The sequence below is a fragment of the Rudaea sp. 3F27F6 genome, from assembly GCF_005503555.1.
Lineage (GTDB): Bacteria > Pseudomonadota > Gammaproteobacteria > Xanthomonadales > Rhodanobacteraceae > Rudaea.
In genome coordinates this window covers 153767-169803 of sequence record NZ_SCNG01000008.1, presented here as the reverse complement: position 1 = coordinate 169803, position 16037 = coordinate 153767, and the positions used below count along the sequence as shown (strand labels likewise).

The 16037-nt window shown below is 60.1% G+C and carries 8 protein-coding genes; 6 read left to right on the top strand and 2 right to left on the bottom strand.

What is annotated here, in order from left to right:
* Nucleotides 1–310 precede the first annotated feature (310 nt).
* The 5 genes from FFS30_RS22930 to FFS30_RS22910 all read left to right on the top strand — a co-directional run bounded on the left by FFS30_RS22930 (nt 311) and on the right by FFS30_RS22910 (nt 8496).
* A complete protein-coding gene (locus FFS30_RS22930; RefSeq protein WP_171014818.1) occupies nt 311–2968 on the top strand; it encodes a TonB-dependent receptor in 2658 nt (885 codons plus the stop codon).
* Nucleotides 2969–3045: 77 nt separating this feature from the next.
* Nucleotides 3046–5058 (top strand): tetratricopeptide repeat-containing sulfotransferase family protein, encoded by a 2013-nt coding sequence (locus FFS30_RS22925; RefSeq protein WP_137915528.1) that lies wholly within the window; start codon nt 3046–3048, stop codon nt 5056–5058.
* Nucleotides 5059–5363: 305 nt separating this feature from the next.
* Nucleotides 5364–5831 carry an ester cyclase gene (locus FFS30_RS22920; protein ID WP_137915527.1) on the top strand — a complete coding sequence of 156 codons (468 nt, stop codon included), beginning with the start codon at nt 5364–5366 and terminating at the stop codon, nt 5829–5831.
* 303 nt (nt 5832–6134) lie between these two features.
* Nucleotides 6135–7079, top strand: a complete 945-nt coding sequence (locus tag FFS30_RS22915; protein WP_137915526.1) for an MBL fold metallo-hydrolase — start codon at nt 6135–6137, stop codon at nt 7077–7079.
* Nucleotides 7080–7419: 340 nt separating this feature from the next.
* Nucleotides 7420–8496 carry a LacI family DNA-binding transcriptional regulator gene (locus FFS30_RS22910; protein WP_249352595.1) on the top strand — a complete coding sequence of 359 codons (1077 nt, stop codon included), beginning with the start codon at nt 7420–7422 and terminating at the stop codon, nt 8494–8496.
* 20 nt (nt 8497–8516) lie between these two features.
* On the opposite strand, the gene FFS30_RS22905 is transcribed toward FFS30_RS22910, so the two are convergent.
* On the bottom strand, nt 8517–9965 hold the full coding sequence (locus FFS30_RS22905) for an MFS transporter (protein WP_137915525.1): 1449 nt from the start codon (nt 9963–9965) through the stop codon (nt 8517–8519).
* Nucleotides 9966–10274: 309 nt separating this feature from the next.
* Complete coding sequence (locus FFS30_RS22900; RefSeq protein ID WP_137915524.1) at nt 10275–12737, bottom strand: glycoside hydrolase family 31 protein; 2463 nt, start codon at nt 12735–12737, stop codon at nt 10275–10277.
* Nucleotides 12738–13101: 364 nt separating this feature from the next.
* On the opposite strand from FFS30_RS22900, the gene FFS30_RS22895 reads away from it, so the two are divergent.
* Nucleotides 13102–15837 carry a TonB-dependent receptor gene (locus FFS30_RS22895; RefSeq protein WP_171014816.1) on the top strand — a complete coding sequence of 912 codons (2736 nt, stop codon included), beginning with the start codon at nt 13102–13104 and terminating at the stop codon, nt 15835–15837.
* The last annotated feature ends 200 nt before the right edge of the window (nt 15838–16037 follow it).

Below are 16037 nucleotides of genomic sequence, written 5' to 3'. Positions count from 1 at the left end.
GGCAGGCCAATATGCCGCGCGGGCAGGTCGCGTAAATGACAGCGGCCGGACTGGCGCGAGCACCGGTCTAGTGCCACGAAAAAGAAAGAATGGGCGTTACTTCGCGTCGGAGCCCGCGCTGCGCCGAGGAAATGCGCCCACGACTGAGGGGCTCCCTGCAGGTGGCACTAGACAGCTCTGCGAGCAGGCTAGTCCGCGTCATCACCGCTTCACTGCCCGTTCCTAGTCTGCGCGCCGCAACAGCGACGCAAGAGGGGTCTTCGCCCGCTGTCCGTTCTTTCACCCGTCACTGCCCACTCGGGAGAAATTCTTGAAAATCAATAAAATCACCTGCGCGGTGCTCGCCGCGCTTGCCGTAACCCGCATGTCTCATGCAGCCGACGATGCCGCCCCGGCAAGCACTTCTTCGCTGGAAACGGTCACCGTCACCGCACAGCGCAGCAGCGAGAACATGCAGGATGTGCCGATCACCATCCAGGCCTTCACCGGCGAAACCTTGAAGGAACTTCACGTCTCGACGATGGACGATGTCGTCAAGTACCTGCCCAACGTGCAGTTCGCGACCAATGGTCCGGGCCAGGGCAACATCTATATGCGCGGCCTCAGCACCGGCATGCTCGGCAATCAGTCCAGCGCGACGATCGCTCCTTTCCCGAACGTCGCGGTCTACCTCGACGATCAGTCGATGCAGTTCCCGGCGCGCAACCTCGACATCTACATGGTCGACATGGAACGCCTTGAGGTGCTTGAAGGCCCTCAAGGCACGTTGTTCGGCGGCGGCGCCGAGGCCGGCGCGATCCGCTACATCACCAACAAGCCGCAGCTCGACAAGGCCAGCGGCGGCGTCAACGCCGGTTACGGCGTGACGGCCGGCGGCGATCCGAACAACTCGCTCAACGCCGTGCTCAACCTGCCGCTGACGGACTCCGTTGCCCTGCGTGGCGTGATCTATAACGATCACCGCGGCGGCTACATCGACAATGTGCCGGGCACCTACACGCGCAACAACAACGACATCGGCAACATCGCGTATTCCAACTTCAAGCCCGGCGCCAACGGCCTGTGCCCGAACGGCCTGCCGAGCAACACCGGTTATTGCACGCCGCCGAACGGCCAGTCCGCCAACAACAACAGTGTGGCGCGCAAGAACTGGAACCCGACCGACTACAACGGCGCGCGCGCCTCGGCTTTGTGGAAAATCAACGACGACTGGGACCTGCTGATTGCGCAGAGTTACCAGAACATGGATTCGGAAGGGCAGGCCACCACGTATCCGATCAGCCCCGACGGCCAGCCGATGAAGGCCCTGCAGATCACGTCCTTCGTGCCGTCCTTCGACAAGGATCGCTACTCAAACACATCGTGGACGCTCAACGGCAAGCTCGGCGTTCTCAATGCGGTCTACACCGGCGGCTTCACCGACCGCCATATCGAGCAGCAGCAGGATTACACGAACTATTCGCGCAGCCCGGGTGGCATCTACTACAGCTGCGTTGGCGGCAACACCGGTTGGGGCAGCTCCAGCCGGCCGCTGTCCTGCTATTCGCCGATCGGCTACTGGCACGACCAGGTCAAGAACACGCACTGGAGCCACGAAATCCGGCTGAGCACGCCCGACGACTGGCGCCTGCGCGGCATCGGCGGCGTGTACTACGAAAACTTCCATATCTACGACAACATGAACTTCAACTACAAGACGATTCCGTCTTGTACGCCGGCCAATCTGGCGGCGGCGCTCGCCGGCGGCGCGCCGTGCGTGGGCAACATTGGTCCGGACCCGAACTCGACCGTCTGGCAACCTGGAACGCGCAGCGACTCGACGGCATTCGGCGAGGACGCGCAGCGGGGTTACAAGCAAATCGCGGCGTTCGGCTCCGCGTCGTACGACATCATCGAGAACGTGTTGACGGCGACGGTGGGCACGCGTTACTACCACTACTCGAATTTCCAGGTCGGCTCGCAGTACGGCACCGGCACCAACTGCCTGAACGTGGCCAACGGCGCGTGCAACGGCGCGACCAACATGGACGCAGAGAACCTGCACAACACCTATCACGGCTTCAAGAGCCGGGCCAATCTGGTCTGGCACATCGACGCCGACCAGATGCTCTACTACACGTTCTCGCAGGGCTTTCGCCCGGGCGCGTTCAACCGCACGGTCAAGGCCGTGGCACCCGGTCCGGATGGCAAGCAGTACATGAAGCCGCACGGCTATGCGCCGGACTCGCTGACCAACAACGAGATTGGCTACAAAGGCGAGTTTCTCGACAACCGCCTCATGCTCAACGCCTCGCTGTACCACATGCACTGGAACAATGTGCAGATGCAGTTCTTCAACCCGCTCTATCTCGGCAACACGACCTTCGGCGTGAACGGCCCGAACTACAAGGTCAACGGCCTGGAACTGCAGGGCAGTTGGCGCGTCACCGACGCCTTTTCGCTGCAGGGTGCGGGTTCCTGGAACCACGCCTCGCAGATCAACTCGCCGTGCCTGATCGACAACATTGCCGGCACGGCGGCATTCGGCAAGTGCATCACCCAGGTGGTCATCCTCGGCCAACTGCAGCCGTTCGTGAACCCGTTCGGCGCAAAGGGCACGCCGCCGGCGTTCTCGCCGAAAGCCGAATACAACCTGCGCGCGCGCTACGACTGGGCGTTCAACGGTTACAAGGCCTATGCGATGGTCGGCGCCAACTACACCGGCTCGATGTACAACCAGCCGGCGACCTACCCGAGCGGCGATGGCGTGGTCTACCCGACCACGGTCGGACTGCGTTACCTGCAGCCGAGCTACACGACCTACGACGCTTCGATCAACATCGCTCGCGACAATTGGAACGCGACGCTCTACGGCAGCAACCTTTCCAACAGCCACGCAAGCGTGTTCACGTCCTCGGCGGAGTTCATCAAGTCGGAAGTGCCGATCCGTCCGCGCGTGATCGGCGTGAACTTCGGCATCAAGTTCTGAGAACGGTAACAATATTGTAATAGCATGCGGGCGGGCAGCGATGCCCGCCCATTCATGTCCTCGCGAACTTCATTACGATGAATGCCTTGGCGGCCGATGTCGTCCTGACCACGGTGGAACAGCAGGTCCACCAGCTCCGCGAGCTGGCGAAGGACGGCCGTTACGCCGAAGCGCTTCCCGCCGCGCTCACTCTGTCGGCCACGGTGCCGGAGAACCGCGACGTGTTGTACTTCGTCGCACGCAGCCAACGTCTGCTGGGCCGTACCGACGAGGCCCTGCGGACTCTCGAGCGGCTCGAAGAATCGCATCCGAACTTCAGCTTGCTGCACGAGGAGCGCGGCCACTGTTTCGTCGTACTTCGCGACGCCCAGAACGCCATCAAGTCGCTGCTGCGCGCAGTCAATATCAACCCGGCGCTGCCGTCGAGCTGGAACCTGCTCGAAGGTCTTTATCGAATGACCGGCGACGACGCGAACGCGGCCACGGCCGCAGCCCACGTCGCCACGCTGAAGAATCTCTCCGGTGAAGTGGTGCGTGCGACGAGCCTGTTCTCCGATGGCGACCTGCAAGTCGCCGAAAATGTCGTTCGCGCCTATCTGCTGCGCGCCGGCAGTGACGTCGAGGCCATGCGTCTGCTCGCACGCATCGGCATGGCGCGCGAGGTATTCGACGATGCCGAACTGCTGCTCGACGCGGTGCTTACCTTCGCGCCGGACTATCAGGCAGCCCGCCACGACTACGCGCGCGTGCTGGTCGAGCGGCATAAGTATGCGCAGGCCTTCGCGGAGACGGAGAGGCTGCTCGGCATCGAGCCGCACAATCCCGACTACCGCACGCTCCACGCCATCGCCAGCGTGGGCATCGGCAAACACGATAAAGCCATCGATCTGTATCGGGAGCTGCTGCGCGAAGCGCCCGCCGACGCCGGTCTGCATCTGTCGCTTGCGCATTCGCTGAAGACGCAGGGGCGACAAGCCGAAGCCATCGATGCGTATCGAGCGTCCGCGGCGACACGCCCCAATTTCGGCGATGCGTATTGGAGTCTGGCGAACCTCAAGACCTACCGGTTCACCGACGACGAAATCGAGCGCATGCGCACCGAAGAGTCTGCGCCGGATACGCCGGCCGTTGATCGCTATCACCTGTGCTTCGCGCTCGGCAAAGCATTCGAGGATCGCGGCGACTTCGCCGCATCGTGGAGTTGCTACGAACGCGGCAATGCGCAGAAGCGCGTCGAGAGCCGTTATCGTCCCGAGATCGTTGAAACGAACACACGCAAACAGATCGACGTGTGCACGCGTGAGTTTTTCGCCGCCCGCGCCCGCAGCGGCGACGAGCGGCCCGATGCGATCTTCATCGTCGGCCTGCCGCGCGCCGGCTCGACCCTGCTCGAGCAGATACTGGCGTCGCACACGCAGGTGGAGGGCACCCAGGAGCTCGCCGAGATTCCGCGCATCGTGCTTGACCTGCAGGGGCGGCAGCCCAACTTCGACGATCCGCGCTATCCCGGCGTGCTGGCCGAGATGTCGGCCGAGGACTTTCGCCGGCTCGGCGCGAAGTACTTGGACGAAACCCGCGTCTATCGCAGCGGCCGGCCGTACTTCATCGACAAGATGCCGAACAACTTCCGTCATCTCGGCCTGATCCATCTGATGCTGCCGAATGCAAAGATCATAGACGCACGGCGCGAACCGATGGCCTGCTGTTTCAGCAATCTTAAGCAGCTTTACGCGACCGGCCAGGAATTCGCCTACAGCGTCGACGATATCGCCCGCTATTACCGCACTTACCTTGAGCTGATGCGCCATTGGGACGAGGCATTGCCAGGGCAAGTACTGCGAGTGCATCACGAAGACGTGGTGCAGGATCTGGAGGGCAGTGTGAGACGCCTGTTGAATTTCTGCGGACTGGAGTTCGAACCGGGTTGTCTCGAATTTCACGAGACACAACGCGGCGTCCGTACCGCAAGTTCCGAGCAGGTGCGCCGACCGATTTTTCGTGACGGCCTCGATCAGTGGACGAACTATGAGCCTTGGCTCGGGCCGCTCAAAGAGGCATTGGGCGATGCGGTATCGAACTATCTCGGCTGAGATGCGCGATGATTCGGTGGCATTAATTCTCGGCGGCTTCAAAAACTCCTGACTCCGTTAAGTCTTGGCAGAAATGTTTCCCCACCCGGATGCGCGTTTGTCCGATGCCGGTGCGGCTCGGAAACGCTGCCTGTGAAGCGGCAGCACGACCGGATCGTCTTCGATCGTCGCCAGCGCTATGACACCAAGTTGATTTGAACAGCAAGAATCGGAGTTTCGGACGGCACATGGGTGCCTAATCTGCCGATCGGATCGTCGCGTGGTTTCGATGATCCTTTCCGAAACTACTGGTGAGGGTTTTTCAAATGAGCAAAGAGGCAGAAAACAAGGCCGTCGTTGGCCGTTGGTTCACGGAGTTCTGGGGCGAGAAGGTCAATCTCGCGGTGGTCGATGAAATTGCCGCGCCGAACATGCTACTCAAGTATTCGTTGCATGAGCCCCGCCGCGGTCGCGAGGACATCAAGGCTTTCATGACGGACTTTCGCGCGGCGTTCCCCGATCTGAACTTCTGGGGTACGGCCGATCTGATTGCCGAAGGCGATTATGTCGTTGGTCAATGGGAAGGTGGTGGCACTCATACGGGCCCGGCGCACGATGACTTTCTGATCGGTGGTCTGCCTGCAGCAACCGGCCGCAAGATGCATTTCACCGGCACCACGGTGCTGAAGGTGATCGACGGCAAGATCGTGGAAGAAGTTGGCTTGGATGACGGCGTAACTGCACTGACCCAGCTCGGCCTGATCAAGGCGACTGCGGTCAACGGAAACGCCTGATCCTGCAGCCAGAGGAGAAATCGCACCACGTCTTTTTGGCGTGGTGCCATCTCCCAAGTTGGTGTGGGAGGGCGGCATTTCTGATGCGGTCCTCTCCCTTACTCGCGTCATCCAGTTTCAGAATTAGTGAGCAAAAAGCGGGGTGCGCCGGGGCAGGTGAAGCAGAAATTTTCTTTGGACGGCGACATCGATCACCTTTCTGAGGGCATCGGCGCTTGTCCTATACTTCGGCTGGCCCGGTAGCCTTGCCGTCTCGTTTGGAGAGTGCTCGACGGAAGAAGAGAGGAGGCCACCATTGCGCTCATGGTCCGAAACCAACAACACATTATGGTCCGTCTTGGAAAACTGGCTGCCACCTTGGCAGTACTGGCCGCTTCGTCGGCAACGAATGCGTGTGGCACCGATGGGGTTGCTGTACAGATTCTCGGGTCTGGCGGACCGTCGGTGGTCGACCAACGCGCAAGCGCCAGCAATATCGTTTGGGTCGACGGCCGCGCGCGAGTGCTTGTTGACGCAGGAGGCGGAGCATTTCTGCGTTTTGCAGAATCGAGCGCGAAAATCGAAGATCTGTCGCTGATAGCGATCACTCATCTCCACGCGGATCATGTGGCCGATCTACCCGCACTCGTGAAGAGTGGTTATTTTTCAGATCGGACGCGCGTGTTGCCGATTAGTGGCCCGAGCGGTGGCAACGACTTCCCTTCATTGAGCGAATTCCTCAACGCCGAATTCAGCGAGCCTCGCGGCGCATTCCGCTATCTCTCCGGCTCTTTGGATGGCAGCGACGGATTTTTCAAACTCGAACCGCGGCAGGTTCCGGCGAACACGAAGAAGCCTTTTGAGGTTTTCAGGGACGCGGATCTGACCGTTACCGCCGTTAGCGTTCCACATGGGCCCGTGCCGGCCCTCGCTTACCGCGTCGATGTGCGGGGGATGCACTTGGTTTTCAGCGGCGACCAGAACGGCAGTGCGGATAGCTTCTGGCGGCTGGCAACGAATGCCGATCTTCTGATCATGGCCCATGCCGTACCTGAAGACGCGGATCCCGTCGCGCGCAAATTGCACGCGACTCCAAGCGCTATTGGATTGGGCGCCGGTCAGTCGCGTGTAAAGCACATGATACTGACCCATCTGATGGCACGCAGCCTGAGGACGCTCGACGCCAACATCGCGTTGATCCGCAAGTCGTATACCGGGAAGCTGGATATCGCAACGGATCTTGCCTGTTATCCGGTGCCGGCTCCGTGAATTAGTTGCCCGTTGCTATGTTTAGCATGCCTGCGCGGCAAGGGGATCCGTGCGGATCGTCACGATGTGCGCTCTCATCGTCAGGCAGCAGACCCGATGAAGCGGGTTCGACGAACGTATCCTGTCGCTGTACACGCGGGGCATAATCGTGCGTGAGATGCTTGCATATTTGCAGGAAATGTAGGGCGAAGACGTGTCGCTGAGCCCAGCTTCGTCGGCCACCGAGGCGGTCGTCGACGAAATTGGCTTGTTGGCTAAGGTGCCGCGATTTGTGACCGGCTCAGCAGTGCCCGCCCGCTGAAAAAACCGCAAAGCCGGGCTCCTTGTCTGCACCGCACGGTTGCGTCAATATGCTCGGCGGGAGGGACCGGCCATTCACAACAAGCGGAAGGTCAATTCGCTCATCATCGCTCATCTGGCCGGCGTGTCGCAGCCGACGGTGTCGCGCGCGTTGCGCGGCAGCAAACGGATCAGCGAGTCGACGCGTCAGCGTGTCTTGCAGATTGCCAATGAGCTCAACTACAAGGTCGACAAACACGCGTCGAGTATGCGCAGCCACCGCAATGGCACGCTCGCGCTGCTGATTTTCGAAGAAGGGACGCTCGACGACACTCCGATCAATCCGTTTTTTGCCGAGCTGCTCGCATCGGTCACGCGCATCTGCACGCGCTACCGCAACGATTTGGTGATTTCGTTCCTGCGAAGCGAGCAACAAGATTGGCAGTCCGACTACGAGGACTCCAAGGGCGTAGACGGCATTATTTTGCTGGGCCTGTGCGACGAATCTCCCTTTCGCGGACAGCTCAAGTCGATGGTCGAGCGCGGAGTGCACATTGTGCGTTGGGGGGCGGCCGTGCCTGCACAGCTCGAGGTCTCGGTGGGGTACGACAATTTCCAGGGTGGCCGCGACATCACGCGGCATTTGCTCGAACGCGGCGCCCGCCGCATCGCCTTCCTCGGAAAAGTAGGGGATTCTCCGCGCGAATTTTCGGAACGTTATCGCGGCTATTGCGCGGCCCTGGCGGAATGCGGCGAAGCGGTTTGTACGGAACTGCAAATCGAGGCAATGTCTTCCGAGCAGTCCGGTCACGCCGCGGTAAAAGCATTGATGAAGAGCGGGACGAGATTCGATGCGATATTCGCCGCGAGCGATCTGATCGCTATCGGCGCAATCAGAAGCCTGCGCGAACAAGGGTTGCGTGTGCCCACGGACGTGCTCGTGGCGGGGTTCGACGACATTCTGTTCGGCGGCTTCTTCGATCCGCCTCTGACTACAGTGCACCAGGACACCAATAGCGCAGCAGAGTTTCTGGTCGAAACATTGCTCAGTTTGATTCGCGGCGAACCGGTACACAATCAAGTGATTCCGGCCCGGCTCGTTTTGCGCAAGTCCACTGAGCGGCAGTCGCGCCTATAGCGCTGTGCTTCGATACCTCGTCATGCTCGCGCCGGTGTGGCATAGGGCACTTCGTCCGCAACGCGTATACGCAGGGTAAACAAGGCTGCGACCAACAGGCTCACGCCGCTGATGGCAAGTGCAGCCAATGGCGCACTTGCGAAGAACGTTCTGAGCAGGAAGCCCAGTGTGCTTGACGCGAATATTTGCGGAATGACGATGAAGATGTTGAAGATGCCCATATAGGCGCCCATTTTTTCGGACGGAACGCTGATCGCGAGCAGAGTGTACGGAATCGCGGTCGAGGCGACTGTGAAGCCGACACCGGCCATCGAGGCGAGCAGCCAGTGCGAATCGCGCACGATCAGGAATGTGAGTAGGCCGAGTCCACCGAGGCAGAGATTGACGAAATGCGTCGAGCGCAGTCCCAAGCGGCGCACCATCATGGGAAGAATCAGCGTCGCCAGTACCGAGAAGCCGCTCTCTGCGGCGAATAATATGCCGGCCCAGTTGGCCCCGTCGCCGTAGGCAGCACTGGCGGAATCTGTGGCCGCGAAGTACGTCTGGGTAACAGCGGCGGTCATGTAGACTCCCGTCGCGAACATGGCGAACCATGTAAAGAACTGTACGACGGCCAGCTTGCGCATCATCACGGGCATATCGCGCACGTCGCTCAGGAGTTGGTTGACGAGATGGTTTGCGGGCAGGGCAGTGGCGAGGAACCTTGCCAGCCCATAACCCGCTGCCATGCCGGCGAGCAGGCAGAGTTGCCGGTCGATGCCAAAATGCCAAATCGCAGTAGCCATCGAGAGCCCGGCAAACATCCATATCAAGCCTGTCCGGCGTTCGTGATCGGCCGCTGCTGAAACGGCTTCAAGCGACGTTGGCTGGAGCGACGCATACGCAGTCTCAGAAGGATATTCGCGCGTGAACAATACGGTCCATCCGATGGAACCGCACAGCAGAACCGTTCCCGCGTAAAACGAATACTTGACGGTGTCGGGTACCACGTGCGTTGCGGCCGTATTGGCGATGCCGGCGTGGGCGAACAACCAAGGCAATGCGCTGGCGATGATCGCGCCGATCCCGGCGAAGAAGCTCTGCATGACAAAGCCGAGAGACCTCTGCGCCGGCGCGACCTGATCACCGACCAAGGCGCGAAACGGCTCCATCGTAATATTGATCGCGATGTACGCGACCCAGAACAAAGCCGCAGCCATCCACGGTGTCCGTGCGTTCGACATGGCGACCAACGACAGCGCGGTGAGGATGGCGCCGACCAGAATATAGGGCCGGCGTCGGCCGAGCCGGGTCCAGGTGCGGTCGGACAGATAGCCGACGATGGGCTGCACGATCAGTCCGCTGAGCGGCGCTGCCATCCAAAGCGCGGGGATGTCATCCATGCTTACGCCGAGGATCTGAAAAATACGGCTCGTATTCGCGTTCTGCAAAGCAAAAAAGACCTGAATGCCGACGAATCCGAAGCTCATGCTCCAAATCTGCCGGAAACTCGAGCCGGACTGGCAGGAATGATCAGGTGTCTGCGAGCAGGAGGTATTCGTCAAGAAAGTTCTCGGCAGCGAGCGTCCGCGTATATAGAACTATCTCAAAATTGACGCCGTTCGTGTTGAGCGCAATTCCGCGAAGTCGAAGCACCGTAGCGGAAGTGGCCTGCAGCCCTTTCGACTTCGGCACTTCGCGCCGCAGCTTGTCCGAGTGAAGCCGAAGGGCTCAGAACGAACGGAGTTTTGAGATAGATTCTAGGCCATGTCGGCGCTCTGCTCGGCCGGATGGCGCATTCAACGCGACAAAGAAATCCTTTTGATGCTTTCTTTCGCCAACGGCATATGCAGACGGTGCGTTGCCGCATCGTAGGTGACATTGCGCCGAGCCTTGCCATCGACTATTGCGGAAGGTGCAGCCTCGACGCCGAGCCACTCGATCGCGGTGATGGGTTGATACGCCGGCGATTTCGGAATATCCAAGTTCACGGTAGTGCCCGAGGTGGCAATTTTTATCGTGCGCGACTCGCCTTGGCGATAACCGTAGCCGTCGCCCGCATCCTGGTATATCTCGCTTGAAGCGCTGCCCAAGCCCGCGATGACCAGGGTCAACGACGCACTCTTCATCTCGCCGGTATGCTGGACGATCGGCTGAACCGGTATCGCTGCGCCGGCACGCGCATACAGTGGCAAACGATCCAGCGGCGCATCGACGTAAGCCTCGGTGCCGCCGCTGTGGCGGCTTCCGTCCCACCAATCGATCCAGTCCGCGCCCTGGGGGAAGTATACTTTTCTGCGGACTGCACTTTCTTCCACGATCGGAGCGACGAGCAGGTCACGGCCGACGAGGAACTCGTCATCGACGAGATAGGTTTTCGCATCGTCCGCATGTTCGAGCCAAAGCGGGCGGATCACACCGAGGCCGCTGCGCTCATTTTCGGCGAACACGCTATACAGATACGGCAACAGGCGATAGCGCAATTCGATCGACGCGCGGTTGATGCGTTCGTAGTCGCCGCCGTGCGTCCACGGCTCGCGTTGCTCGGTTCCGGTCATCGAGTGGGTGCGATAGAACGGCATAAGCGCCGCAGCCTGCAGCCAGCGTGTATACAATTCCGCGGTTGCGGTGCGCGCGAATCCACCAACATCAGCGCCGACGAATGCCACGCCGGAGACCGACAGATTGGTCAGCAGCGGAATGGTCAGCGCCAGGTGGTCCCACGTCGCATCGTTGTCGCCGCTCCATACGAGCGCGTAACGCTGCACACCCGCATAGCCTGCGCGCGTGATGACGAACGGGCGGCGATCCGGGCGCAATTTTTTCAAGCCTTCGAAACTGGAGCGCGCCATCAACAATCCGTAGACGTTGTGATAGCGCGCATGCGTGTCCGCTTGACCATCGCCGACGTGGCGCGCGTCGAGAGGAAAGGTCTTGTTCGGGCTGAAAAGAATTGGCAGCCCACTGGAGGCAAACACGCCCGGCTCGTCCATGTCGTTCCAGAATCCGTCGACGCCGTCGTCAAGCGCGCTTCGGTACAGCTCGCCCCACCACGCGCGTGCCGCAGGATCGGTGAAATCGGGAAATGCACACACACCGGGCCACACGGTTTCATGCAGTTCATTGCCGGCTGCGTCGCGCACGTATGCGCCGCGATCGCGGCCGCTGCGATAGATCGCAAAGTTTTCGTCGGTCTTGATTCCCGGGTCGACGATGGTCACCGCATGGAAGCCCTGATCATGCAGCTTGGCGAGCATCTTCTTGGGTTGTGGAAACGCCTGCGGCGACCAGGTGAAGATGCGATAACCGTCCATATGGTCGATATCGAGATAGATGGCGTCGGCCGGAATATGTTTGTCGCGAAATGTCTGCGCGATTTGCTCTACCTTCTCCTGCGACTCGTAGGAGTAGCGGCTCTGCTGGTAGCCGAGTGTCCATAACGCCGGCAAGGGGCCGCGTCCCACCAGCGCGGTGTACTCGCGCAGCACATTGGCCGGCGTGCGTTCGGTGCCGCCGGTGAACACGTAGTAATTCATCTCGCCGCCTTCGGCACCGAACGTATAACGCTTGGGCGAGGTCTTGCCCATATCGAAACGGCTGCGCCAAGTGTTGTCGAAAAACACGCCGTAGCTGCGACCCTTTTCCATCGCGATGAAAAAGGGAATGCTCTGATAAATAGGATTGGTTCCAGGCCGATAGGCGAAGGTATCGGTGTTCCACATGGTCATGAATTGATGGTCGCGTGAAAACGGCAGCGCTTGCTCTCCGAGCCCGTAATAGAGCTCGAATTCATCGCGCAGTTTGCTTGTTTCGATCGCGCCGGTTTGCGGATCGAATGAAAGCGGCTCGGCCGGATCATCGCTGACCACAAGGCGGCCTTGCGCGTCGTAGATCGTGATCAGTAAGTTGGGTTGTCTGATGACTACTACGCGCGCGCTTCTCCCGGAGGCGGCGCGCAGTTCGATACGGTCGGTGTTTTCGTCAAGTTGCAATGCGATCGCCGCGGGAACGGTGGTTTGTACCGCATAGGAAAAATCGGCATTGAAATTTCCTCGCGGGCTCACGCGTACGCGCACTACGTCAGATGCAACAAAGCTTATGTTTACCTGCGCACCGCTCGCAGTCTTGAAGCTGGCCGACTGGCCGTCTTTGGCAACGGCGGTGACTGCGCCGATGGTCTGCTCAAGGGCGTATGCCGCCATCGGTGTGCCGACCAGCGACAACACGCCCAGGCCCAGCGTGAACATTGTCTTGCGATACATGGTGCCCTCCCTCGTGGTTCTGGCCGGCGAGGGTGACAGCGTGCGAACGAGAATGCAGCCGGCTTTGGCTATGCAAAGCTGCGTATACGTATGCGCACTGCGGCTACGAAAAAAAGCAAATAGACTCCTCGGCCACTAGAAGTCCAAAAATACCGGGAGGGGTATCATGACCGTTGCAACAACGCGGCTTGCGGTTGCCGTATCGATTGGTATCGCATCGCTGATTCAATTTGCTCCATCCTTTGCCCAATCTTCGGCAAAGGACGCTGCCGTCATTCCTTCGCCGAATGACGCCCAAGCCGCCCCCGCGAACGGCGCGGCACCTGCGGCCCCATCGGCAGGCGACCAGCCGGCACCGACGCAAATGGGGGAGATCTCCGTAACCGGGCAGCTCGCCGCCATCATGCGCGCCGAGTCGATCAAGCGCGATGCGATTGGCGTGGTCGATTCGGTTTCCGCCGAAGAGGCGGGCAAGTTTCCCGATTCCAATGTCGCCGACGCACTGCAGCGCGTGCCAGGCGTCTCCGTCGACCGCGGCTCGACGGCCGGTCGCGGCGGAAACGGTGGAACGCTTTCCGCGGTAGGCGGGGAATCCTCTCAGGTCAGCATTCGCGGCTTGGGGCCGACCTTCGTCGGCGTCCTGCTCAACGGCAGACCCATCGCGAGCGACACCACGGACCGTTCGTTCAATTTCGACATGCTGCCGCCTGAACTGATCAGCTTGGTGGAGGTGCACAAGACCTATTCGGCCGATCTGAGTGAAGCCAATCTCGGCGGTACCGTCAACGTCATCCTGGCACGGCCATTGGATGCCAAGGTAGGCTGGCACGCCTCCGCTTCGATCGCAGGTACCGCGAGCTCCCTCGACGGCAGCGATTGGAGCAAAACCACCCCGCGCGCCTATGGCCTGGTGGGTTGGAAGAACGAAGACAGCACGTTTGCCTGGTACGCCTCGCTGATGTTGTACAAACGCGATGACCAGCGCCAGATCGCGGACACGGAAGGCTGGTCCTTGCACAATAATTTTTCCTACTTGGATCCGAGCAATCCGGCGTTGAAGGACGTGGCCTTTCCGCATGCGATGGACGCGATCTATACATTCGATCGCCGCGAACGGCGCGGTTTCAGTTTCGCCGCCGATTGGAGTCCGAACGATCACTTCAAGGTGAAATGGGATACGGTCATATCGAACTATAAAAACTCTCAGAACCAATATTTCTGGAACTTGGCGAGCGACACGCGCGACGTCACGGCGATGACGGTCGATGCCAATGGCACGCCGTTGAGCTTTACCCGCACAGTCAGCGCGGCGAATCCGACCAATCCGATAGTCGCCATTCAGGGGTACTACCCGCGCAATTCCTATCTCTACCAGCATGGTCTGAACCTGTCGCTGGTGGTCAACGATTCGACCACGATCGAGTCGGATACATCCGTCTCGCGTGCGTGGGACAAGATCGGCAAGGTCGGCAACTTCACGCTGATTTCAGGCCCGTCGCTCAACGGCAGCCAACTGCAATGGGTCAACCCCAGCATCGACCAGATACCGTATTACCAGCCGAGTTCCTTCGCGCCGCTGAACAATCTCGGCCAGCTGCACACGTGGTACGAACAGAACGGTACCGGTCAGCAGAACATCAGCGACTCGCTGCTCGACAGTCGCCTGCACATGGTCACCAACTTCACCGACGGAGTCCTGTCGAAGCTGGACTTCGGCTTTGAGGGGTCTGATCGGGACAAGAAAGTCAGCAGCTACACGCCGGGCCCCGGCGGCAACAACATCGCGTGCACGGCGTTTTGCGGGCAATCCGCCTACATTCCGCCAGACGCGATCGGCGCTTATTTGAGAAATTTTGGATCGAGCGTCGTGGGCGGTGTATCGCCAGGTATGCCGACGTCGTGGGTCGTGTTCAATGCGAACCAGTATTTGAACTGGATCACAACCCCGGCGGCCTACAACGAGCTTCCTCCGGCTGTCGCGGCGGCCTATGCTGCCGCGCTCAAGGCGAACGGCGGCGGTCTGGCGCTGTCGCCGACGCCGGGAGCGGGCAGCGGCATTCGCGAAAAAATCTATTCTTTCTACGTCAACGCCGACTTCCGCGGCAGCATCCATGACATGCCATGGACCCTGCAAGCCGGTACGCGTTACGAGTACGCCACCGATACGGCCTCCGGTTATGTGAGCCCTCTGATCGCCCTCAGTCCTTTGGTCGGCACGACGACGATCAACTCCACATTCGGCGGTATCACCGCGATTTCCAAAGATGCCAGCAACGCCGCTTGGTTGCCGGCGGCCAACTTCAAACTCAACCTGCGCGATGACCTGGTGTTCCGCCTCGGCGCATCCAAAACCTTGACCCGGCCGGACCCCACCGCGCTGGGGACACAAACCACCTTCGGCAGCTTTTTCATTCAGAGTCTGCAGGTCTTTACGGGGAATACGGCGCTCAAACCCTACGCTTCCAAGAATTTCGACACCGGCCTCGAGTGGTACTTCGATGAAGGCAGCTACCTTGCCGGCACGTTCTTCTACAAAAAGGTCAGCGATTTCATCGCCACACTGTCCTCGCCGGAAGTCATTCTCGGGTATACGTTCCAACATTTCTATCCGGCTAATTTGAACAGCGGAACGATCAAAGGCGCCGAGCTGACCTTCAACTATCGATTCACCAATCTGCCGAGCCCGTTCGATGGATTGGGCATACTCAGCAATTACACGCACGTAACCAGTAGCGGCTCAAGCGATCCTGCGACGCTCACCTCCGGCAGCGGGGCATTCGCCATTCCGGGCATAGGCGACAGCGCCAATTTCAGTCTGTACTACGAAAAGGGCCCGTGGGAAGCGCGTGCCGCCATAAACTGGCGCGACAAATATCTGCTGACGCTTTCCGGTGCCTCGGGTTCGCCGACGACGGTCAAACCCTACAGTCAGCTGGATGCCAGCGCCAGCTACAAATTCCGCAACAATATCGCGCTGTTCGTCGAAGGCACGAACCTGACGCGCAGCACGACATTCTGGTATCAGGCGTATCCGAACCGCCCGCAATACGCCGAAGCCGATGGCATGACGTTGACCGTAGGAATTCGCGGATCTTGGTAGAAAATTGTCGGTCCATTCAAGTTCCGTCGACTCCTGCTCGCACCAATAGCTCCAATCGAGCGGAAGCCATGGTCTAGCTGGGCAGGCCAGTCTTGCTGTGCAGGTGCGGCGATCACCTGCACGACGACGTTCACGGCGCCGACCGACTGCACGGCGCCGATCGTGATGACGACCACGCCGTCGAGTGTGAGGTAACGCCG

What these genes read in the sequence shown, in the direction of transcription:
- FFS30_RS22925 (WP_137915528.1), top strand. Translation starts at nt 3,046, where the DNA reads ATGAATGCCTTGGCGGCCGATGTCGTCCTGACCACGGTGGAACAGCAG.
- FFS30_RS22920 (WP_137915527.1), top strand. Translation starts at nt 5,364, where the DNA reads ATGAGCAAAGAGGCAGAAAACAAGGCCGTCGTTGGCCGTTGGTTCACG.
- FFS30_RS22915 (WP_137915526.1), top strand. Translation starts at nt 6,135, where the DNA reads ATGGTCCGAAACCAACAACACATTATGGTCCGTCTTGGAAAACTGGCT.
- FFS30_RS22905 (WP_137915525.1), bottom strand. Translation starts at nt 9,965, where the DNA reads ATGAGCTTCGGATTCGTCGGCATTCAGGTCTTTTTTGCTTTGCAGAAC.
- FFS30_RS22900 (WP_137915524.1), bottom strand. Translation starts at nt 12,737, where the DNA reads ATGTATCGCAAGACAATGTTCACGCTGGGCCTGGGCGTGTTGTCGCTG.
- FFS30_RS22895 (WP_171014816.1), top strand. Translation starts at nt 13,102, where the DNA reads ATGGGGGAGATCTCCGTAACCGGGCAGCTCGCCGCCATCATGCGCGCC.